This is a genomic window from Streptomyces sp. NPDC058653 (assembly GCF_042716895.1).
Classification (GTDB): domain Bacteria; phylum Actinomycetota; class Actinomycetes; order Streptomycetales; family Streptomycetaceae; genus Streptomyces.
Genome location: NZ_JBHXRM010000050.1, coordinates 39,547 through 61,657, shown reverse-complemented (window position 1 = coordinate 61,657; position 22,111 = coordinate 39,547). Strand labels below are relative to the sequence as shown.

16 protein-coding genes and 1 pseudogene are annotated in these 22,111 nt (G+C 69.4%); 2 read left to right on the top strand and 15 right to left on the bottom strand.

Annotation, left to right across the window (positions count from 1 at the left end; all coding sequences use genetic code 11):
* Positions 1 to 264: 264 nt before the first annotated feature.
* From ACFWU9_RS31345 to thyX, 3 genes are all read right to left on the bottom strand, one after another.
* Positions 265 to 1,950, bottom strand: coding sequence for a ribonuclease J (locus ACFWU9_RS31345; protein ID WP_384324444.1), 1,686 nt, complete (start codon positions 1,948 to 1,950; stop codon positions 265 to 267).
* Between the two features lie 203 nt (positions 1,951 to 2,153).
* Positions 2,154 to 3,053 (bottom strand): 4-hydroxy-tetrahydrodipicolinate synthase, encoded by a 900-nt coding sequence (dapA, locus tag ACFWU9_RS31340; protein ID WP_384324443.1) that lies wholly within the window; start codon positions 3,051 to 3,053, stop codon positions 2,154 to 2,156.
* Positions 3,054 to 3,360: 307 nt separating this feature from the next.
* Entirely contained in the window at positions 3,361 to 4,053 is a 693-nt protein-coding gene (thyX, locus tag ACFWU9_RS31335; protein ID WP_384324446.1) for an FAD-dependent thymidylate synthase, read from the bottom strand.
* Positions 4,054 to 4,414: 361 nt separating this feature from the next.
* On the opposite strand from thyX, the gene ACFWU9_RS31330 reads away from it, so the two are divergent.
* The gene (locus ACFWU9_RS31330) at positions 4,415 to 4,963 is read left to right on the top strand and encodes a hypothetical protein (protein WP_384324442.1); all 549 of its coding nucleotides are present in this window, start codon (positions 4,415 to 4,417) and stop codon (positions 4,961 to 4,963) included.
* 152 nt (positions 4,964 to 5,115) lie between these two features.
* Here ACFWU9_RS31330 and ACFWU9_RS31325 read toward each other — a convergent pair whose 3' ends face one another.
* The 6 genes from ACFWU9_RS31325 to eccD all read right to left on the bottom strand — a co-directional run bounded on the left by ACFWU9_RS31325 (position 5,116) and on the right by eccD (position 12,429).
* On the bottom strand, positions 5,116 to 5,574 hold the full coding sequence (locus tag ACFWU9_RS31325; protein ID WP_384324441.1) for a hypothetical protein: 459 nt from the start codon (positions 5,572 to 5,574) through the stop codon (positions 5,116 to 5,118).
* A 5-nt stretch (positions 5,575 to 5,579) separates the two neighbouring features.
* On the bottom strand, positions 5,580 to 6,344 hold the full coding sequence (dapB, locus tag ACFWU9_RS31320; RefSeq protein ID WP_384324440.1) for a 4-hydroxy-tetrahydrodipicolinate reductase: 765 nt from the start codon (positions 6,342 to 6,344) through the stop codon (positions 5,580 to 5,582).
* Positions 6,345 to 6,389: 45 nt separating this feature from the next.
* Entirely contained in the window at positions 6,390 to 7,769 is a 1,380-nt protein-coding gene (locus ACFWU9_RS31315; RefSeq protein ID WP_384324439.1) for a M16 family metallopeptidase, read from the bottom strand.
* The gene (locus tag ACFWU9_RS31310; RefSeq protein WP_384324438.1) at positions 7,766 to 10,003 is read right to left on the bottom strand and encodes a polyribonucleotide nucleotidyltransferase; all 2,238 of its coding nucleotides are present in this window, start codon (positions 10,001 to 10,003) and stop codon (positions 7,766 to 7,768) included. Before ACFWU9_RS31310 ends, ACFWU9_RS31315 begins: the two co-directional genes overlap by 4 nt.
* Before the next feature lie 457 nt (positions 10,004 to 10,460).
* On the bottom strand, positions 10,461 to 10,751 hold the full coding sequence (rpsO, locus tag ACFWU9_RS31305) for a 30S ribosomal protein S15 (RefSeq protein ID WP_023538273.1): 291 nt from the start codon (positions 10,749 to 10,751) through the stop codon (positions 10,461 to 10,463).
* A gap of 163 nt (positions 10,752 to 10,914) precedes the next feature.
* Positions 10,915 to 12,429 (bottom strand): type VII secretion integral membrane protein EccD, encoded by a 1,515-nt coding sequence (eccD, locus tag ACFWU9_RS31300; protein WP_384324437.1) that lies wholly within the window; start codon positions 12,427 to 12,429, stop codon positions 10,915 to 10,917.
* Between the two features lie 408 nt (positions 12,430 to 12,837).
* Between eccD and eccCa the strand changes: the two genes are divergently transcribed.
* Complete coding sequence (eccCa, locus tag ACFWU9_RS31295) at positions 12,838 to 16,818, top strand: type VII secretion protein EccCa (RefSeq protein ID WP_384324436.1); 3,981 nt, start codon at positions 12,838 to 12,840, stop codon at positions 16,816 to 16,818.
* 187 nt (positions 16,819 to 17,005) lie between these two features.
* Here eccCa and ACFWU9_RS31290 read toward each other — a convergent pair whose 3' ends face one another.
* The 6 genes and pseudogenes from ACFWU9_RS31290 to mycP form a co-directional block, all read right to left on the bottom strand.
* Entirely contained in the window at positions 17,006 to 17,305 is a 300-nt protein-coding gene (locus ACFWU9_RS31290) for a WXG100 family type VII secretion target (protein ID WP_384324435.1), read from the bottom strand.
* Positions 17,306 to 17,370: 65 nt separating this feature from the next.
* On the bottom strand, positions 17,371 to 17,733 hold the full coding sequence (locus tag ACFWU9_RS31285) for a WXG100 family type VII secretion target (RefSeq protein ID WP_384324434.1): 363 nt from the start codon (positions 17,731 to 17,733) through the stop codon (positions 17,371 to 17,373).
* A gap of 347 nt (positions 17,734 to 18,080) precedes the next feature.
* Positions 18,081 to 18,359 (bottom strand): annotated as a pseudogene (locus tag ACFWU9_RS31280) (sortase-dependent protein); the annotation flags it as partial.
* Between the two features lie 26 nt (positions 18,360 to 18,385).
* Positions 18,386 to 20,113, bottom strand: a complete 1,728-nt coding sequence (locus ACFWU9_RS31275; RefSeq protein WP_384324433.1) for a hypothetical protein — start codon at positions 20,111 to 20,113, stop codon at positions 18,386 to 18,388.
* A 6-nt stretch (positions 20,114 to 20,119) separates the two neighbouring features.
* Positions 20,120 to 20,578, bottom strand: coding sequence for a hypothetical protein (locus tag ACFWU9_RS31270; protein WP_384324432.1), 459 nt, complete (start codon positions 20,576 to 20,578; stop codon positions 20,120 to 20,122).
* 200 nt (positions 20,579 to 20,778) lie between these two features.
* Entirely contained in the window at positions 20,779 to 22,104 is a 1,326-nt protein-coding gene (mycP, locus tag ACFWU9_RS31265) for a type VII secretion-associated serine protease mycosin (RefSeq protein WP_384324431.1), read from the bottom strand.
* Between the last annotated feature and the right edge of the window lie 7 nt (positions 22,105 to 22,111).

Here is a 22,111-nt window from a genome sequence, read left to right as displayed (position 1 = left end):
CTGCGTTTCCGACTCTATCAGAACCTTTCAGGCCCTGATTCCCAGTCGGCGGGAGTGCCTGATAAGTAATCCGCTTTCGCGTTTCCCTTTCGGCGAATCCGACTTTATCAGAGATTCTGAGTCGGAATTCCCACCCGGTCCGGCATGCGATCCTCAGCACGTGAGTGCCTCGGCGTTCCCGTCCAGGTGGAGCCGTAAACCTACTGGAGCGGGGCTCCCGAAGCAAATCGGGGGCCCCGCTCCGGTGTTGAGGTCGGTCCCAGGTCAGACCTCGACGACCACGGGCAGGATCATCGGGCGCCGGCGGTAGGTGTCGGAGACCCACTTGCCGACCGATCGCCGCACCAACTGCTGGAGTTGGTGGGGTTCGGCGACGCCGTCGGACGCCGCCTTCCCGATGATCTCCTCGATCTTCGGGACGACCGCGGCGAACGCGGAGTCCTCGATGCCGGAGCCCCGCGCCTGGATGTGCGGGCCCCCTACGACCTTCCCGGTCGTCGAATCGACCACCAGGAACACGGAGATGATGCCCTCGTCGCCGAGGATGCGGCGGTCCTTCAGGGACGTCTCGGTCACGTCGCCGACCGAGAGCCCGTCGACGTACACGTAACCTGCCTGGACCTTGCCGACGATTCTGGCCTTGCCGTCGACCAGGTCGACGACCACTCCGTCCTCGGCGATGACGATGTGGTCCTTCGGGACGCCTGTCAGGGCGCCGAGTTCGGCGTTGGCCCGCAGATGGCGCCATTCGCCGTGGACCGGCATCAGGTTCTTCGGCTTGCAGATGTTGTAGAAGTACAGGAGCTCGCCGGCGGACGCGTGGCCCGAGACATGGACCTTGGCGTTGCCCTTGTGGATGACGTTCGCGCCCCAGCGGGTCAGGCCGTTGATCACGCGGTAGACCGCGTTCTCGTTGCCGGGGATCAGGGACGACGCCAGGATCACGGTGTCGCCGGGGACGATCCGGATCTGGTGGTCGCGGTTGGCCATGCGCGAGAGCGCCGCCATCGGTTCGCCCTGGGAACCGGTGCAGACGAGGACGACCTCGCTGTCCGGGAGGTCGTCGAGCGTCTTGACGTCGACGACCAGTCCGGCCGGGACCTTGAGGTAACCGAGGTCCCGCGCGATGCCCATGTTCCTGACCATCGAGCGTCCGACGAACGCGACGCGGCGGCCGTACTCGTGGGCGGCGTCGAGGATCTGCTGGATGCGGTGGACGTGGCTGGCGAAACTCGCCACGATGATCCGCTTCTGGGCGCTCGCGAAGACCTGCCGCAGGACGTTCGAGATGTCCCGCTCGGGCGGGACGAAGCCCGGTACCTCGGCGTTGGTCGAGTCGGCGAGCAGCAGGTCGATGCCCTCTTCGCCGAGTCTGGCGAAGGTCGGCAGATCGGTCAGCCGACGGTCGAGGGGAAGCTGGTCCATCTTGAAGTCGCCGGTGTGGACCACCATTCCCGCGGGCGTGCGGATGGCGACGGCCAGCGCGTCCGGGATGGAGTGGTTCACCGCGACGAACTCGCAGTCGAACGGGCCGATGCGCTCGCGATGTCCCTCGGTCACTTCGAGGGTGTACGGGCGGATGCGGTGTTCCTGGAGCTTGGCCTCGATCAGCGCGAGGGTCAGCTTGGAGCCGATCAGCGGGATGTCCGGCTTCAGCCGGAGCAGGAAGGGGACTCCGCCGATGTGGTCCTCATGGCCGTGTGTGAGGACGATCCCCTCGATGTCGTCGAGGCGGTCGCTGATGGTGGTGAAGTCCGGCAGGATGAGGTCGATACCGGGCTGTTCCTCTTCGGGGAAGAGAACGCCGCAGTCGACGATCAGCAGACGGCCACTGAATTCGAAGACCGTCATGTTGCGGCCGATTTCGCCGAGGCCGCCGAGCGGGGTGACGCGCAGGCCGCCCTTGGGCAGCTTCGGCGGGGCGCCGAGTTCGGGATGCGGATGACTCAAAAGACTCTCCTCACCACACACGCCACGTACCGCTGAGGCACGTGGCGCGCATGACATTCGTGCACTTGCTGTTGCACTTGCTAGTTGTCCGAGCGGGCGGAATGCCCAGCACTTCTTCTGTTCGGTTATTCAGTTGTGAAGTTCGAAATCTCGATATCCATGAAGCCTGGTCCATGGACGGTGTTCGTGGAGGCGAGGCCTCGTCAGAGCTCTACCCCGCCGGCCGCGAGATCGATCTTGAGCTGCGCCGTCTCGTGCTCGGTCAGCTCGACGAGCGGGAGGCGCAGCGGGCCGGCCGGCAGCTTCTGCAGGGTGAGTGCCGCCTTGGTGGTGATGACTCCCTGCGTACGGAACATGCCGGTGAAGACGGGGAGCAGCTTCTGGTGGATCTCCGTGGCCTTCTGGACGTCGCCGCTGACGTGGGCGTCGAGCATGGCGCGCAGTTCCGGTGTGACGACGTGGCCGACGACGGAGACAAAGCCGATGGCGCCGACCGCGAGGAGCGGAAGGTTGAGCATGTCGTCCCCGGAGTACCAGGGGAGGCCGCTCTGGGCGATGACCCAGCTGGCACGGCCGAGGTCGCCCTTGGCGTCCTTGTTGGCGACGATACGCGGGTGCCTGGCGAGACGGATGAGTGTCTCGGTGTCGATGGGGACGCCGCTACGGCCCGGGATGTCGTAGAGCATCACCGGCAGCTCGGTGGCGTCGGCGATGGCCGTGAAGTGCTGGAAGAGGCCTTCCTGCGGCGGCTTGTTGTAGTACGGGGTCACGGCGAGCAGGCCGTGTGCGCCGGTGCGTTCGGCGGTGCGGGCGAGCTCGATGCTGTGCCGGGTGTCGTTCGTGCCGATGCCGGCGACGACATGGGCCCGGTCTCCGACCGCCTCCAGGACGGCCCGTACCAGCTGGTCTTTCTCCGCGTCGCTGGTGGTCGGGGACTCGCCGGTGGTGCCGTTGATGATCAGGCCGTCGTTGCCTGCGTCCACCAGATGGGAGGCGAGTCGCTGGGCGCCTTCGAGGTCGAGCGCGCCGTCCCCGGTGAAGGGCGTGACCATGGCGGTGAGGACCCGCCCGAAGGGGGTCTGCGGAGTGGAGATCGGAGCCATGGGTAACACGCTACTCGTTGCTGGGCTCGGCGTGTCCCCTCGGGGGCACACGGGCAGGTCGTGGGCCCGCTTGTGTACGCAGGCCCCGGGGCGGTAGGGGCTGGGGAGCTGCCCTGGGATCGAAGGGGCCACACGGCCCCCTCGGTCCAGTGTACGGAGCCCGGCACTGACTGCTCGGGGGTTCAGGCAGTGCCGGGTCCGTTTGATCAGCCTAGATGAACTTCTCGAAACGCCGCAATCCGGACACTTTCGACCATTGTCCGTACATCTGTGCGTGATGAGGGCCCCGCGGGCAGCCCCTGACGCCCTACGGAGCCACTCGGCCGTTGGCGTTGAAGGCCGCGTGCGTGAGCGGCATGAGCCGCGCCCACTGCTCCTCCATCTTCTCGCCGACCATCTCGATCTCCCGCTGCGGGAAGCTCGGGACCTTCGCAGCCTCGTGCTGGGTGCGCAACCCGAGGAAGTGCATCAGCGAGCGAGCGTTGCACGTCGCGTACATCGACGAGTAGAGCCCGACGGGCAGTACCGCGCGGGCGACCTCGCGGGCGACGCCCGCCGCGAGCATCTCCTGGTACGCCTCGTACGACCGGCCGTAGGACTCCGTCATGGTGCGCTCGGTGAGGTCCTGCTGCTCCTGCGTGCCGTCGACGAAGACGTACTTTCCGGGGCGGCCCTCCTGGACCAGCTTGCGCGAGGCGTCGGGGACGTAGAAGACGGGCTGGAGCTCCCGGTAGCGCCCGGATTCCTCGTTGTAGGACCAGCCGACGCGGTGCCTCATGAACTCGCGGAAGACGAAGATCGGGGCGCTGATGAGGAAAGTCATCGAGTTGTGCTCGAAGGGGCTGCCGTGACGGTCCCGCATCAGATAGTTGATGAGGCCCTTGGAGCGCTCGGGGTCCTTGGTCATCTCCGCCAGGGACTGCTCGCCGGCGGTGGAGACGCGCGCGGCCCACAGGACGTCGGAGTCGCCCGCGCTGTGCTTCACCAGGTCGACAGTCATGTCGCTCCGGAAGCTGGGCTTGGTCTCGGCGGGAATCTCGCTCACCGGCGGGGTCCTTCCTGTCGCGTCGCTGGGGCGGCGCCCACTCTACGAGCAGGGCTTTATCCCCCACGGGGCGGGCTCCGGGTGGGCGCGCCACCGTTCGAGTGGTCCTCGGCGACGGGCGTGCGCACGTCGTGCTGTTGTTCGCCGATCTGACGGAAACGGGCACCGAACGGTCACCTCGCGCGACCGGCCCAGTGGTCCGGGATGTCCCGGGGGCGATGCCCCGTCCGGCCCCCCTGAGTGGTCCTTCGGGGGTACTCCTCGATAACCTCAGCCAGCACCGCCGTTCGAGCGTGCTTGTGAGTGAGGATCAGTCGTGCCCCTGCCCTTCCTGACGGCCGACCGTGCGTTTGACGCGACAGGCGACGATGTCGCCCTCCCGTTCGACGACCACGACAGCTGGCGTCGCCCCTACCGCCCGGGACCGTGGCGGGTGGGCGCTTCGGCACTGCTTCTGCTGCTCGCCTCGTTCGTGCTCCTCGCGACCATGATCATCGCGTTCGCCGGGGCGGCGTCCGGCGCCGTCGTGTGTCTGGGTATCTCGCTGGTGATGATCGCCGTCGCCCTGCGGCTGCTGCGGATGGGCGCGTGGGTCAGCCGGCACGGCGTACGGTGCGTGGGAATGCTCATGACCCGCACCGTGCCGTGGACGCAGGCCGTGGAGGTCCGCACCGTGCAGCAGCCGGTGCGCTGGCTGGGGCTGCCGCGGACGGTGCAGGGGCAGGCGCTTCTTCTCGTCCTGCGAGACGGTGAGAAGCGGCAGTTGCTCACCGATCACAACGCGGACTTCCTGTCGCGCTCGGACGCATTCGACCGGGCCGCGGACTCGGTCGAGGCGTGGGGCGACGAGTACCGCCAGGCGTGAACTCGGGCACCGTAGTCCCGAGTTGAGCGGTCGGGACGGCTGAGAGGTCGGACGGCCGAGCCGCCGGACGGCTGGGCGCGGCGTGGGTGAGCGCGTGCCGCAGCGGCGGGGCGCGGCCTCGGCGGCGGGGCGCCGGTGAGTGGCGCGGGGCGTCAGTGGGCGGCCGGTGCCGGGTTCGCCTCGTGGAGCGTGATGGCGTGCTGCATCGCCTTGCGGGCCCTCGGAGTGTCGCCCGCGTCGCGGTAGGCCACCGCCAGGCGGAACCAGCAGCGCCAGTCCCCCGGGGTGTCCTCGGTCTCCGCGCGGCGGGCGGCGAAGACTGCGTCCGCCGACGCCCGGTCGACACGGCCGCCGGCGGTGCGTACCAGCTCGTCGACCGGCAGCCCGCCCTCGGCGTCCAGTTCGGCGGCGAGCCGGTTGGCCCGCCGGACGAACCGGGTGTTCTGCCAGAGGAACCAGGCCCCGATGCAGGGAAGCACCAGCACCGCTGTCCCGAAGGTGATCGTCAGCGGCGTACCGATCCCGATGAGCGCGACGCCGCGCCCGCCCGCCAGGACGAAGTATCCGACGAGCAGGGCGGCCATCACGAAATACATGATCCTGGCGCGCACGGGGGTCAGCCCGGCAGGTTCAGATCGAGGAAGTGCTCCAGACCGTAGGTGAGACCCGGCGTACCCACCACGCGGCGGACGCCGAGGAGGATCCCCGGCATGAAGCTGCTGTGGTGCAGTGAGTCGTGGCGGATGGTGAGGGTCTCCCCCTCGGCGCCGAGCAGGACCTCCTGGTGCGCGAGCAGTCCTCGGAGCCGTACGGAGTGCACACGCACCCCTTCGACGTCCGCGCCGCGCGCCCCGTCCAGCTCGGTGGTCGTGGCGTCGGGCTGCGGCGCGCAACCCGCCTCGGCTCGGGCTGCGGCGATCAGCTGCGCGGTGCGGGTGGCGGTGCCCGACGGGGCGTCGACCTTGTTCGGATGGTGCAGCTCGACGACCTCGGCGGACTCGAAGTAGCGGGCCGCGGCCTGGGAGAACTTCATCGTGAGGACCGCCCCGATGGAGAAGTTGGGCGCGACGAGCACGCCCGTCTCCGGGTGGTCCGCCAGCAGCGCCCTCAGCTGCGCCAAGCGCTCGTCGGTCCAGCCGGTGGTGCCGACGACGGCGTGGATGCCGTTCCGTACGCAGAAGTCCAGGTTGCCCATCACCGCGGAGGGGGCGGTCAGTTCGACGACGACCTGGGCCCCCGAGTCGGCGAGGGCGCGCAGGTCGTCGTCCCGGTCCAGGGCCGCGACCAGGTCCATGTCGTCGGCGGCGTCGACCGCCCGGGCGGCCTCGGAGCCGATCCGGCCCTTGGCGCCGAGAACGGCCACGCGCAGTTTGGTGCTCATCGCTTGCTTCCTTCTGCTTCCTTAGGAGGCTGGTGAGGACGCCGGTCAGGCGACCGCTTCGTCGAGACGGTCGGCCTGCTTGTCCTTGAGGGGGCCGATGACCGCGAGGGAGGGGCGCTGCCCCAGTACGTCGCGGGCGACGGCGCGCACGTCGTCGGGGGTGACGGCCGCTATCCGCGCCAGCATGTCGTCCACGGACATCTGGGTGCCCCAGCACAGCTCGCTCTTGCCGATACGGTTCATCAGCGCGCCGGTGTCCTCCAGGCCGAGGACGGTGGAGCCGGAGAGCTGGCCGACGGCGCGGCCGATCTCCTCGTCGCCGAGTCCTTCGGACGCGACCTGGTCGAGCCCGTCGCGGCAGATCTTCAGGACGTCGTGGACCTGGCTGGGGCGGCAGCCCGCGTAGACGCCGAAGAGTCCGCAGTCGGCGAAGCCCGAGGTGTACGAGTACACGCTGTAGGCGAGGCCGCGCTTCTCCCGGACCTCCTGGAAGAGCCGGGAGCTCATACCGCCGCCGAGCGCCGTGCTGAGCACCCCGAGCGCCCAGCGGCGCTCGTCGGTGCGGGAGAGGCCCGGCATGCCGAGGACGATGTGTGCCTGCTCCGTCTTGCGGTTGAGCAGGCCGACGCGTCCCGCCGTACGCAGATCGCGGCGGCCCTCGCGCGGGGTGACGGGAACGGCGTCCGTACGGGAGAGGGCGCCGGCCTTCTCGAAGGCGCGGCGGACCTGCCGTACGACGGTGGCGTGGTCGACGTTGCCCGCCGCGGCGACGATCAGATGCGTCGGGTCGTAGTGCTTCTTGTAGAAGCGGGCGATCCGGTCCCGGTCGAGGGCGTTGACGGTGTCGACGGTGCCGAGGACGGGGCGGCCGAGGGGGGTGTCGCCGAGCATCGTGTGCGAGAAGAGGTCGTGCACACAGTCGCCCGGGTCGTCCTCCGTCATCGCGATCTCTTCGAGGATGACGCCCCGTTCCGCGTCGACGTCCTCGGCCTCGATCAGCGAGCCCGTGAGCATGTCGCACACGACGTCGATGGCGAGGGGGAGGTCGGTGTCGAGCACGCGCGCGTAATAGCAGGTGTACTCCTTCGCCGTGAAGGCGTTCATCTCGCCGCCGACCGCGTCTATGGCGGAGGAGATGTCCAGGGCGCTGCGCTTCTTGGTGCCCTTGAAGAGGAGGTGTTCCAGGTAGTGCGTGGCGCCGTTGAGCGTGGGTGTCTCGTCGCGCGAGCCGACCTGTACCCAGATGCCGAAGGTCGCGGACCGTACCGACGGCAGGGTCTCGGTGACGACGCGCAGGCCGCCGGGGAGGGTGGTGCGCCGGACGGTGCCGATGCCGTTCTGCCCCGCCAGCAGGGTTTGGGTACGGGCGACGGCCCGTACCTCCGAGGAGGTGCGGGCCGTCGTCGTGGAACTACGAAACGTCACTGGGAGGCTTCGTCCTTCTGGTCGTCCTGCTTGTCGTCGTTCTTCTCTTCGTCCTCGCCCTCGATCACGGGGATCAGGGAGAGCTTGCCGCGCTGGTCGATCTCGGCGATCTCGACCTGGACCTTCTGGCCGACGCCGAGGACGTCCTCGACGTTCTCCACGCGCTTGCCGCCGGCGAGCTTGCGGATCTGCGAGATGTGCAGCAGACCGTCCTTGCCCGGGAGCAGCGACACGAACGCGCCGAAGGTGGTGGTCTTGACGACCGTACCCAGGTAGCGCTCGCCGACCTCCGGCATGGTCGGGTTGGCGATGCCGTTGATCGTGGCGCGGGCGGCCTCGGCGGCCGGTCCGTCGGCGGCACCGATGTAGATGGTGCCGTCGTCCTCGATCGTGATGTCGGCGCCGGTGTCCTCCTGGATCTGGTTGATCATCTTGCCCTTGGGGCCGATGACCTCACCGATCTTGTCCACCGGGATCTTGACGGTGATGATCCGCGGGGCGTTCGGGGACATCTCGTCCGGGACGTCGATGGCCTCGTTCATCACATCGAGGATGTGGAGGCGGGCGTCACGGGCCTGCTTCAGCGCGGCGGCCAGGACCGAGGCGGGGATGCCGTCGAGCTTGGTGTCGAGCTGGAGCGCGGTGACGAACGTCTTCGTACCGGCGACCTTGAAGTCCATGTCGCCGAAGGCGTCCTCCGCACCGAGGATGTCGGTGAGCGCGACGTAGTGCGTCTTGCCGTCGATCTCCTGGGAGATCAGGCCCATGGCGATACCGGCGACGGGGGCCTTGAGGGGCACACCGGCGTTCAGCAGCGACATGGTGGAGGCGCAGACCGAGCCCATGGACGTCGAGCCGTTGGAGCCCAGCGCCTCGGAGACCTGGCGGATCGCGTAGGGGAACTCCTCGCGCGTCGGCAGCACCGGCATGATGGCGCGCTCGGCGAGCGCCCCGTGGCCGATCTCGCGGCGCTTCGGCGAACCGACGCGGCCGGTCTCGCCGACGGAGTACGGCGGGAAGTTGTAGTTGTGCATGTAGCGCTTGCGGGTCACCGGCGACAGGGTGTCCAACTGCTGCTCCATGCGCAGCATGTTGAGGGTGGTGACGCCCAGGATCTGGGTCTCGCCACGCTCGAACAGCGCGGAGCCGTGCACCCGCGGGATGGCCTCGACCTCGGCGGCGAGCGTACGGATGTCCGTGACGCCGCGGCCGTCGATGCGGACCTTGTCCTTGATGACGCGCTCGCGGACCAGGGACTTCGTCAGCGCGCGGTACGCGCCGGAGATCTCCTTCTCGCGGCCCTCGAACTGCGGGAGCAGCTTCTCGGCGGCGAGCTCCTTGACGCGGTCCAGCTCGGCCTCGCGGTCCTGCTTGCCCGCGATGGTGAGCGCCTGCGACAGCTCGCTCTTCACGGCGGCCGTGAGGGCCTCCAGGACGTCGTCCTGGTAGTCGAGGAAGACCGGGAACTCACCGGTGGGCTTGGCGGCCTTGGCGGCGAGGTCGGCCTGCGCCTTGCAGAGCGCCTTGATGAAGGGCTTCGCGGCTTCCAGACCGGCGGCGACGATCTCCTCGGTGGGAGCCTCCGCGCCGTCGGCGACGAGCTGGATGGTCTTCGTGGTGGCCTCGGCCTCGACCATCATGATCGCGACGTCGCCGTCCTCCAGGACGCGGCCGGCGACCACCATGTCGAAGACGGCGTCCTCGAGCTCGGTGTGCGTCGGGAACGCGACCCACTGGCCCTTGATCAGGGCGACACGGGTGCCGCCGATCGGGCCGGAGAAGGGCAGGCCGGCCAGCTGCGTGGAGCAGGAGGCGGCGTTGATCGCGACCACGTCGTACAGGTGGTCGGGGTTGAGAGCCATGATCGTCTCGACGATCTGGATCTCGTTGCGCAGGCCCTTCTTGAAGGAGGGGCGCAGCGGGCGGTCGATCAGGCGGCAGGTGAGGATCGCGTCCTCGGAGGGGCGGCCCTCGCGGCGGAAGAAGGAGCCGGGGATCTTGCCGGCCGCGTACTGCCGCTCCTCGACGTCCACCGTGAGGGGGAAGAAGTCGAGGTTGTCCTTGGGCTTCTTGGAGGCTGTGGTGGCCGACAGCACCATGGTGTCGTCGTCCAGGTACGCGACGGCGGAGCCGGCGGCCTGCTTGGCCAGGCGGCCCGTCTCGAAGCGGATGGTGCGGGTGCCGAACGTGCCGTTGTCGATAACGGCCTCGGCGTAGTGGGTCTCGTTCTCCACCAGTGGTTCTCCGATACTTGTCGTCTTTCGTCCCGCGCCCGTGTGGCGGGGGACAGTCGGAGAAGCGCTCCTTGGTGCTGGCCGGTCTTCGATCGAAGCTCCCGGGGCGGCGGCGTGGGCCGCAGGCGGCGTTCGCCGCGCCGTTCCGGGGGCCACTACCGAGGACCGGCGGCGGCGGAGGGGCGCTTCCCCTCGTCAGTGGGTGATGCCTTCTGTACTACGGCTGTGCTACGGGGTGGTGCTGGTCGTGCGGGGTGGTGCTGGTCGTACGAGGTGGTACTCAGTCGTACGGGGTTGGTACTGGGTCGTACGGGTCAGGCCGGTCGTGCCGGTCTTCGGTCGTGCCGCTCGGCCGTGCCGGGGAGCTGTGCTCCTGCGAACAGGTTACTGAGCTTCACGCGCATACGGCGAAGGGAGCGGTTCCCGGTGTGTGGGAACCGCTCCCTTTCACGGCGTACTACTTGGCGCCGCCGGCCGCACCGCGGCGGATGCCCAGGCGGTCGACCAGCGCACGGAAGCGCTGGATGTCCTTCTTCGCCAGGTACTGCAGCAGGCGCCGGCGCTGGCCGACCAGGATGAGCAGACCGCGACGCGAGTGGTGGTCGTGCTTGTGCGTCTTCAGGTGCTCGGTCAGGTCCGAGATACGGCGCGAGAGCATCGCGACCTGGACCTCGGGGGAGCCGGTGTCGCCTTCCTTGGTGGCGAACTCCGACATGATCTGCTTCTTCGTAGCGGCGGCAAGCGGCACGCGTACTCCTCGTAGGTCTTCTTGCCATCGAGTGCCCCAGGTCGAATTCGCTGGGGATCTTCGGTTACTCGAGTGGCGGGGTGATCGGCCGGTGTTGTCGGTCGCTGGTCCCGGACAGACCGGAACGCGTACACAAACGGCCGTCACACAGCGTACCAGCCAGTCAAGACGTCATCGCACGGATGGAGTGGTAGACGTCGAACACCGCCAGACAGAGCGGGACGACCGTCAGTAGTACGAAGGACTCGGCGATCTCCAGGAAACGGCCCCAGAAGGGGGTGACGCCCATGCGCGGCACGATCAGCCCCAGGGTGATGATCAGTGCGGCGGTCCCGGCGACGGCGGCCGTCAGCCAGACCGTACGGACGTCGAGGCCCGTGCTGTCTCCGCGCAGCGCGTCGCGGATCAGCCCCTCCGGGGGGTTGAGGCAAAGGCCGAGTCCCAGCAGGACGAGTGCGCCGAGGCCGGCGGCGAGGGTGCAGCCGACCTGCGCCGTGTAGCTGAAGAGATGGGCGCGCATCAGCATGGCGACGCCGGTGGCGAGGGCGAGGAGCTGGCCCCACAGCCCGTCTGAGAAGCCGAGCACACCCGCTGAGCCGACGGCCAGCAGCGCGCAGCCGCCGACCATGCCGACGAGGAGCTCGTGGCCGCGCCGGGCCTGGGCGGCGATGCGTTCGGGGTCGACGGGGGCGGGCGGCGCAGGGTCGCTTCCGTAGGAGGCGACGCCGGTACGAGGCGGCTCGAACCCGATGGGGAGGCGGGCGAAGCGGGTGGAGAGACCGGGCAGGAAGGCCAGTGCTCCTACGGAGAGCGCCGCGCAGACGGCGGCCGTCTCGGCGGGTGCCATGCCGGTGGTGACGGCGATGAACGTCACCAGGAGGCCGACGGCGGAGGCGAGGACGAACGCGACGAAGGGGCTGTCGCCGCCGGGCGCGACGATCACCAGGATCACGGAGGCGATCAGGACGGCGGCGCACGCGAGGAGGAACTGGAGCCGGCCGATGCCCTGTCCGTCCGCGAAGGGCAGCAGGCCGGAGCCGGCGACGGCGGCGTTGGCCATCGAGCCGAGACCGAGCGCGACGGACGAGCCGCGGTCGTCGTAGACCCTCGCCCTCACACCTGCGAGGGAGACCAGCATCACGGCGGTGACGCCGGCCAGGATGCCCGGCAGGCCGTGTGTGTCGTGCCGGGGGTCCGCGGTCCAGAGCACGAACGCGAGCAGCGTCAGCAGGACGGAGCCGCCGACGAGGCCGGCGCCGCGCATCGCGCCGTCGGTCCACAGGGTGCGGTCGCGGGCGACCGCGGAGGCGACGGCGTCGGAGACGTCGTCGAAGACCGCGGGCGGCAGGGATTCGGCGAAGGGGCGCAGCGACAGCAGTTCGCCGTCGAGGATGCGCTGGGTGGCCAGGGAGCGGGCGCTGTCGAGGACGGTGCCGTCGCGGCGTACCAGGTGATATCCGACCGGGGCGCCGGCCTCGGGGCTCTGGCCGGAGAGCCGCAGGATCTCCGGGTGGAGGTCGGCGAGGGGGAGGTCCTCCGGCAGCGCCACGTCGATCCGGCCGTCCGGGGCGACAACGGTGATCCGGCAGAAGCCGGTGCCGCTGCCCGACGGGGCCGGAGCGCTCGGCTGACGGGTTCCGGTGGGCGGCGCTTGGGCCGTCGTACTCACGTGCCGCATCTCCTCTCTCCTCGTGGTTTTCCCTGTGCCCGACGGCCACTGTTGCGCTGCGGCGCGTCGCGTGGCGTCTTGGTGCGGCGCGGCGCGTCTTGGTGCGTGGGAGCTGCGGCGTGCCGCGGCGTGTCGTGGTACACCGTGGTGCGTTCGCGCTCCGTCGCGTGGCGTGGCGCTGGGGTTCGTGCTGCGTCGCGTCCCGTGGCGCTGCTTCGAGCTGCGTGGCGTGGCGCTGCGTCGCCCTCCGGATGCCCCTGATTTTTGCGGAAGTTCATCCGTGCGCAAAGGTGCCCGGTCACCTTACCGCCGTGGCGGTGGGCGCCCGCGCAAGTAGGATCCTTGCCCGCGAACGGAGGCCCGTCGCCACGGGGCGCCCCCGAGAACTCCTCCGTCCGGCAAGGGAATCGGTGAGCCGTGAGTCAGATCGTCGTCAAGCGCCCGCCGCGGGCACTGCCCGCCGACGTGCCAGGCGAACAGGTACAGGTGCGACCCCCTCCGCCGCTGCCCAGAGGGCAGCAGGAGGGGGCCCTCATGCAGCTGCTTCCCATGCTGGGCATGGGCGGTTCGGTCGTCTTCTTCTTCATGACCCCGAACCCGATCATGCGCATCATGGGCATGGTGATGATCGCCTCGACGATCGCCATGGCCATCGCGATGCTGGTGCGCCACCGGCGCGGAACGCAGGGCGAACTCGCCGACATGCGGCGCGACTACCTCAAGTACCTGACGCAGACGCGGCGTACGGTGCTGAGAACTGCGCATCTGCAACGGGACGCGCAGTACTACCTGCACCCGTCGCCCGAGCAGCTGTGGGCGCTGGTCGCCGAGGGCAGCCGGCTGTGGGAGCGCCGGGTCGCCGACGAGGATTTCGGGCAGGTACGGATCGGTCTGGGGAGCCAGCGGCTCGCGACGGCCCTCATCGAGCCCGAGACTGCGCCCGTGGACGAACTGGAGCCGCTCACCGCCGGGGCGATGCGGCAGTTCCTCGGCGCGCACAGTGTGGTGGACGGTCTGCCGATGGCCGTGTCGCTGCGGGCCTTCTACCACCTGACGATCACCGGTGAGGCGGAGTCGGTACGCTCGACGGCGCGCGCGATGGTCGCCTCGCTGGCCTCGCTGCACTCCCCCGAGGACATGGTCGTCGCCGTCGTCGCAGGACGGGGCGCGGTGCCGGGATGGGAGTGGGCGAAGTGGTTGCCGCACGTGCAGGCGCAGGGCCCCGGGGACGGGGCGGGCAGCCGCCGGCTCATCACGTCCGACGTAGGGGAGCTGGAGGAGATCCTCGCGGGGCGGCTGGAGGGCCGTCCGCGCTTCCAGCCCGGCGGGCAGCCGCTGCTGGACCGGCCGCACCTCGTCGTCGTCCTGGACGGCATGTCGCTGCCCCCCGTGTCGGCGCTCGCGTCGGCCGAGGGCCTGCAGGGCGTGACGGTCGTCGAGGTCGTACCGGGCGAGGTCACCGCCGCGCGGGGCGGCCTGGCCGTGGTGGTGCGGCCCGACTCGCTGCGCCTGGAGTCGGGGCAGGGCATGGTGTACGACGGTGAGCCCGACCGGCTGAGCATGGAGGCCGCGGAGGCGCTGGCCCGTCAGCTCGCGCCGCTGCGGGTCGCGACGGGTGGCGACGACGACGAACCGCTGCTCGCCAACCTCGACTTCACCGATCTGCTGAATCTCGGGGACGCGGCGTCCGTCGACGTCACCCGTACGTGGCGGCCCCGTTCGCAGGCGGAACGGCTGCGCGTGCCCATCGGAGTCGGCGAGGACGGGGCGCCCGTCATGCTGGATCTGAAGGAGGCCGCGCAGGAGGGTATGGGGCCGCACGGCCTGTGCGTCGGCGCGACCGGCTCCGGCAAGTCGGAGCTGCTGCGTACGCTCGTGCTGGGCCTCGCCGTCACCCACTCCTCGGAAACGCTGAACTTCGTCCTCGCGGACTTCAAGGGCGGCGCGACGTTCGCCGGGATGTCCCAGATGCCGCACGTCGCGGCGGTGATCACGAACCTCGCGGACAACCTCACGCTGGTCGACCGTATGGGTGACTCGATCCGCGGTGAGCTCAACCGCCGCCAGGAGATGCTGCGCGACGCGGGCAACTACGCGAACATCCACGACTACGAGAAGGCTCGCGCCGCCGGCTCACCGTTGCAGCCGATTCCCTCACTCGTCCTGGTCATCGACGAATTCAGTGAACTCCTGACAGCAATGCCGGACTTCATCGAGATGTTCGTCCAGATCGGGCGCATCGGTCGCTCGCTGGGCGTCCATCTGCTGCTGGCGTCGCAGCGGTTGGAGGAGGGCCGACTGCGCGGGCTGGAGACGTACCTCTCGTACCGGGTGGGGCTGCGTACCTTCTCCGCCGCGGAGTCGCGTGCGGCGCTGGGGGTGCCGGACGCGTACCAGCTGCCCAACGTGCCCGGTTCCGGGTATCTGAAATACGGCACCGGCGAGATGGTGCGGTTCAAGGCCGCGTACGTCTCCGGGGTGTACCGCGCGAACGCGGGGCCCGTCGCGGGCACCGGGGGGCCGCTGCCGGTCGACCGCCGGCCGGTGGCGTTCACCGCGGCGCCGGTGCCGGTGCACTACGTGCGGCCGACCGCCCGGCCCGGCGTACCGGACGCGCGCACGACGCCCGAGGACGGGGCGCTGGCGGACACCGTGCTCGATGTGATCGTGCGGCGGCTCGAAGGGCGGGGCGCGGAGGCTCACCAGGTGTGGCTGCCGCCTCTGGACAACCCACCGTCGCTGGACGAGCTGCTGCCGGGGCTGTCGAACGTGGAGGGCCGCGGGCTCACCCAGCCCGGCTTCGAGGGCGCGGGCCGCCTCGTCGTACCGCTGGGCGTGGTCGACAAGCCGTACGAGCAGCGCCGCGACACCCTGTACCGGGACTTCTCCGGGGCGGCGGGCCATATGCAGATCGTGGGCGGCCCGCAGTCCGGCAAGTCCACGCTGCTGCGCACGCTGATCGCGGGGTTCGCGCTGACGCACACACCGCAGGAGGTTCAGTTCTACGGGCTGGACTTCGGCGGTGGCGGCATGTCGTCGGTTGCCGGGCTGCCGCACGTCGGCGGGATCGCGTCGCGGCTCGATCCGGAGAAGGTGCGGCGGACGACGGCCGAGGTGTACGGCATCCTGACGCGGCGCGAGGAGTACTTCCGTACGGCGGGGATCGACTCCGTCAACACCTACCGCAGGATGCGGGAACGGGGCGTGATCTCGGCGGCGGAGCAGCCGTGGGGCGATGTCTTCCTGGTCGTCGACGGCTGGGGCAACTTCCGCACCGACTATGAGGAGTTGGAGCCTGCCGTGCTCGACATCGCGGCACGCGGGCTCGGTTACGGCATCCATGTGGTGCTGACGGCGTCGCGCTCGATGGAGGTGCGCGCCAACCTCAAGGACCACCTGATGAACCGGCTGGAGCTACGCCTCGGCGACACGATGGACTCCGACCTGGACCGCAAGGCCGCCGTCAACGTGCCCACGGGGGTGCCGGGACGGGGCCTGACGCCGGAGGGGCTGCACTTCATGGCGGCGGTGCCGCGGATCGACTCCATCAACTCCGACAGCGATCTGTCGGAGGCGACGGCCGCGATGACACGGGAGGTCGGGCGGCACTGGACGGGGCCGGCCGCCCCGGCCGTACGGCTGCTGCCGCGCGAGCTGGACGCGGCGACGCTGCCGACGGGTGCGGAGCAGCCGAAGCGCGGCGTGGCCTTCGGGATCGACGAAAACCTGCTGGAGCCGGTCTTCGTCGACTTCGACCGCGACCCGTTCTTCCTGGTGTTCGGCGAGAGCGAGTCCGGCAAGTCGAACCTGCTGCGGCTGCTGATCAAGCAGCTGTCGGCGCGGTACGACGGGAACTCGGCCAAGTTCCTCGTCATCGACAACCGGCGCGCCCTGCTGGACGTGACGCCGGCGTCGCACCTGGCGGAGTACGTGCCGATGTCCAACAACATGGAACATCACGTGGACGCGCTGTCCGACCTGATGCGGCGCCGTACACCGGCGGCGGACGTGACGGCGCGGCAGTTGCGCGAGCGCAGTTGGTGGCGCGGGCCGACGGTGTTCGTGGTCGTCGACGACTACGACCTGGTGTCCACAGCCAGCGGCAACCCGCTCAACAAGCTGACGGAGCAGCTGCCGTTCGCGCGCGACGTGGGTGTCCGCTTCATCATCGCGCGCAGCGCGGCGGGGGCGAGCAGGGCCTCGTACGAGCCATTCATGCAGCGGATGATGGAGCTCGGCGCGCAGGGCGTGCTGCTCTCGGGCGACCCACAGGAGGGCGACATCCTGGGCGGCGTACGGGCCCGTCCGATGCCGGCGGGGCGGGGAATCCTCGTCTCCCGGCAGCGGGGGAATCCGCTGGTGCAGACGGGGCTGATGACTTTGAGGGACGAGGGATGAGGGGGGCGGGGGCGCAGGTACGGGGCGGGGCGCCGGGTACGGGGCCAGGGCGCTGTAGTCGGGCGTGAGGTAGCCCTCCTGACGGTCCGTGGTCCGGAAACTCCGGTCAAGTCGCCGCGTACGGCGGGGGGGGAGCGAGGGGGGCACCTCCCGCGCGTGCCCCCTTCGCCATGACCCTCGGTCGCTCCTAGAAGTAGCCGGCCGACTTCTTGTCGCCCGCCTGATAGGCGGGGCCCGCCTCCCGGACCTTGCGGGCGATGTCCTTGAGCGCGTTGTGAATCAGGCGCGTCTCGTTGTCCCACTTCTTGTGGGCCGCGTCCGCGGCGGTCTTGGCCTCGCCCTCGAAGGTCGCGGAGACGCCGCGGATCTTCGTCTGGATGGCCTCAAGGCTCTCGTCGAGCCGGGCGGCTTGCTTCTCGATGACCGAGGCGGCCTGCTCCAGCGAGCCGTAAGTCACGACCATGGTGCCGTCGTTGTACTGAGCCACGAGTCCTCCTGCTTCCTGTGCGTGGGTGTGGGGGGGCGGGGGTGCGGGCGTCTGTCGGCGGACGGTCAGTAGCCGCTGATGTTCGACGTCGCCTTCGCCGTCGCGGCGGAGTCGCCGGAGAAGCCGGCCGTCACGTCGACGCCCTTGAGGGCCGCGTAGACCTCGTTCTCGGTGTTGCCTGCGGTGGTGCGGGTCACCTGGATCGCCTCCTGGAAGTTGAGCAGCATCTTCGCGATGCGCACCATGCCGGCGTTGATCTCGGCCTGCTTCGCGTCGAAGGCACTGGCGCCGACGCCCTTCCAGGCACCTTCCAGGCTGTCGATGACGCCCTGGAGGTTCTTCAACTGCCCCTTGACGTCCTCGAATTTGATCGTGATCTCGTCCTGGAAGTCCTTGAGACTCTGATCGCCGACCTTCTGGACTGCCATATGTCAGTCTCCTTTCGTCTGTGCTCGTTGCTGCGTGGGTGCTTCGGTGAATGGTCCGGGGGGCGTTACGCGGTGCGGCGTTTCCGTACGACGTCGAAGGCGCCCCCGGCGAGAGGGCGACGACCACGGCGGCTCCGCCGGGGATCAGACCCAACTGGCTGTCACTGCCGCTGTTTTCGGCGACGTCCGTGGTGAGCGGACGGTGCCGGGCTTCCAGCCGTCGCCACGTCCGGCGGAGTCGAACATGACCCGGAGGACCTGGTTGCCCTTCTGGGCACGTTTGCCTACTGCGGAGGAGAACAACTTCCCCGGCGTATGTGCGTAGTTGACCGCTTCTTCTTCCTTGGCAGCGGAATGATCTTTACGCCGGGCGCCAGACCTAGCAGGCCCTCGCTCCGTCCTGTTCCTGCGGTCAACTCCTCCATGGTTGTTCCGTGACCGGTGTAGTCGTCTGTCTCGTCTCCATCCGACCCTGTCGCGTCGAGTCCCTTGAGCACTTGGCCCTTCAGAGCGCCACCCACCATGCCGATCATCGACGCTCCGATCACGGCTGCCGCACACAGCGGGCCCCGTCGGCAGCCGTACAACCCGGATCGCTTCCGGGCCTGGCTCACTACTGCCGTCATCCCGACTTCCGAACCTTCCGCTGCGCCTATTCGATAACGGGCGGTACGGCACCACGGCGCCGTACCGTCCGCGTCTCTCCGTCCTCCGCCCGGATCTCCGGACGTCGCTGTTCGGGACGCTCCTGCTCCTCGTCGTTCGGCTGCCGACCGCGTCGCTCACCCGACAGCCCCGAGCCACCGGTTGTGAACCCGCCGATGCCCGGTCGCGGAGGCGTACCGCCGCTCCGAGGCGTGCCTACGACACCGCTGGAAGTGGGAAGGCCCCGCCCCGTTTGGCCCGCAGCTGACGGCGAGCGGCCGGGCGTCGGACCTTGGCCGCCGATGACGTTCCCCTGGGGAATGCGCGCCCCGGAGGCGCCTGTGCCGTTGCCCGCGGCGGGCTGCGGTGTCCCGCCTACAACGCCGTTGCCACGGACCCCACGAGGTCCGGTGGAGGTGCCCGAACCGGAACGCCCGGTCATGGGCCCTCCCGAGCTCGGCCGGCCGACCATGGGATTCCGCGTACCAATCGCCCCGCCAGTGCGCCCTGCGCCGGGCCCCACCCCTGTCGGCCTCCCGACCAGAGGCTTGTTCGCCCCCGTCCCTGAGTTGGTACCGCCGCCGCCCATGACGGGTGGGCGCCCGACGGGGCCTGGACGGCCACCGCCTCCCGTTCTCGCATTACCGCCCGGCCCCGGGCCTCCAGCGCTCGGCATGGCCGAGGGGCCCTGTCGGGGGGATCCGCCGGGCGTCGTGGGGCCTGAATCGGGCCCCGGCAGGGGGACATACCCGTCGCTGGCAGGGGGCCCGCCGTTCACAGGCAAAGGCTGCACAGGACCAGGATTCGTCGGACTCAGCGGCAGAGTCGCCAGGCTGTCGATCTCCATCGACGTGCTCGGCATGGGAGTCTTCGTGACCAGTTCATTGGCCGAGTGATTGACCAAGTGATCGGCTGCCGCGCGGGGCGCACTCTCCGCGAAGCCGGGCGACCCCTGTCGTAGAGCCGTCTGCCCACCAGCCCCACCGAGGCGATCACCGTCTGTCGCCGTGAGCTCTCGCGTAGTGAACTGTTCACCACCCCGAGGCTGCGGCACCCCCGTCGCCAGCATCTTCGGCAGTTCTGGCTCCCTCGCCCCCGCCAGCGACTCCTCCGACATCGCGTAGAACGACGCCAGGCGGTTCATCTGGTTGATGGCCTCCTGGCGGTTCTCCTCCACCTGCACCGCCCGCTTGTACTCCGGGTTGTCCTCCCGCTGTTCCGAGACCGGGAAGTCCTTGGGGCGTCTGTGGTCGGCCCTTGTGTCGCGGGGTGGCTTGGCGCTTTGGACCGAGGTCAGGCCGCCGCCCGCCACCTTCATCTGCGTGCCGACCACGTTCGCGAACGCGCCCAGATCCCAGGTGTACCTGACCAGTTCGGTGCCGTAGCGCTGGAACTCGGTCGCCGCCGCGCCGTGCCAGTCCGTGCCCCTGACGAAGTCGCTGAGCTCCTGCGCTGCCTTGTTGAGGCTCGCCTTGGCCTTTTCGAGGTTCTCGCCGGCCCTCACCAGGTCCGAGGGGTTCGCACCGTCCAGCAGGTCCAGCATGTCGTTGAGCCCGCGTTCTTCGAAGCTCGTCCTGGAGTGGATCCCGCCGGGGTTGCCGAAGCCTGCGCGGTCCATGGTCGAGGCCACACGCTCCATGGCGTCGGTCACGCCGAACCGCGTCTCGATCTGCGCGGCGTCTTCGTTCTGCCGCCGCTCCTGTGGAGAGAGCGGCGGCTTCTTGTCGTCACTCATGGCTCGTCACCCCAAGTCCTTAGTAGCGCCGGTGGAGTTCTGGCGCGGCGCCCCGTGTGCCCCGCCGTCCTCGCGCGCCTTCTGCTCCCCGTGGCCCTGACACCCCTCGTACTCCTTGCGCTGCTCGTGCAGTTGCGTCCGGATCGTGTGGAAGCGGTAACGCAGGTCGTCCTCGACGTTGTTGTAGCCGACGTCCGCGGCGTGCACTCCGATGCTCAGCAGCTCCAACTGGTCCGCGAGGGACTTGGACAGCGAGATGAGCGACGTGTGCACGCGGTCGTACTGCTTCGAGAACCCCTCGGCCTCGCCGAACCTCCCCGGGCCGCTGAACGACGCCCTCGGCACACCCTGCGCCGCGATCTCGCCCTTGTCGGCCGCGCCGCCCTCGAACTCCGAGAGCAGGATGTTGATCTGGCTCTGGAACTTCCTCAACGCCCCGACGCCGCGCTCGAGATCACTCGCCATCGGAGCTCCCGCTCATGCCGCCCACAGACTCAGGCACGATGCCCGTTCCTCTCCCCGTTTGATTCAGCTGTCCTTCCTCGCGATCACGGCCGACTGGTCACTTTGCGCCGACGGATGATCGCTCACAGTCACTGTAACTACTCAGGCGTAGGCCTCTAAGTGCGTGAGATGTCAGGTGAGTTGACTTCCGCGAGGGAACCTCACCCGGTCCCCCGAACCCGCCGCGCCCGGCGTCGTGAGTCGCGCAGGGCCACCGAAGCGCCCGTGATCGCCGCCACCAGGACGACGCCCCCGACCAGGACGTACGTCGCGAGCCGCGCGTTGCGTTCCTCTGCTGTCTCGCCGAGATACACCCCGGCGGGGGTCGGCGCCTCCGCGCGGGTCACCCCTTCGTGTGCCACCGGTTTCTCGACGGGCTTGCCGTCCTCGGTCAGCGCGCGGACCGGGTCCGCCACTCCCCAGCCGACGAGGCGGTCCCGTCCCGGGATCGAGCGCTCCGCCGTCTGCTGGATCTGGGCGACGATCTTCTCCTGGCTCCATTCGCCGTGCTTGCTCTTCATCAGGGCGGCGATTCCGGCGACGTACGGGGCGGAGAAGCTGGTGCCGTTGTCGGCGCAGTGGCCGCCGCCTGGGACGGTCGTGACCATGTCGACGCCGGGCGCCGCGATGCCGACGAACTCGCCCGACTGGGAGAACGCCGCGCGTTCGTTGTTCCTGTCGGACGCGGCAACGGCCAAGACGCCGTCGTACGAGGCGGGATACGTCTCCTTGACCTTGCCGTCCAGGCCGTCGTTTCCCGCCGACGCCACGATCACGACCTCCGCCGCGAGGGCGACGTCCACCGCTCTCTTCAGGTCGGTCGTCGGTTCGACGGCGTTCCTCGTGTCCTGGGAGATGTTGATGACGTCGGCCCCTTGCGCGACAGCGTGGTCGATCGCGTCGGCGAGGGTCTCGTCGGTGCCGTTGCCGAAGGCGTCGTTCTGCTGGATCGGGATGATCGTGGCGTCGGGCGCGAGACCGACGAAACCGGTCCCCTCGGCGGGGCGCGCGGCGATGATGCCGGCCACCTTCGTGCCGTGACCCACCACGTCGGTGGTGCCGTCGGAGGCGCCGCGTTCGAGCCTGTTGCCCTTGTCGTCGGCGGCGTTCGCAGGGATCAGATTGATGCCGCTCCCGACGTCGACCGCCTCGGTCAGTTGCGGGTTCCTGATGTCGACGCCGGTGTCGATGACGGCGACCTTCACGCCCTTGCCGGTGGACTCTTTCCAGAGCTCGTCCAGCAGGACACGCCCCAGGGCCCAGGGACGGCCCTCGTACTTCTTTCCGGGGAAGGAGCACTGCCCCGTGTCCGCGTTCGCGACGGGCGCCGGCAGTGTCACGACGAGCGTGAGTGCGGTGGTGGCCAGGGCGGTGGTCGTCGCGGTCAACCGGCGGTACGTGGATGGGGAGTTGGGCGTACGGGTGGCAGCGCGGGTGCGGTTCTGCGTGCGGGCGCGCATCGGCATGCGGGGGTCGGTGTACGTCATGGCCGCC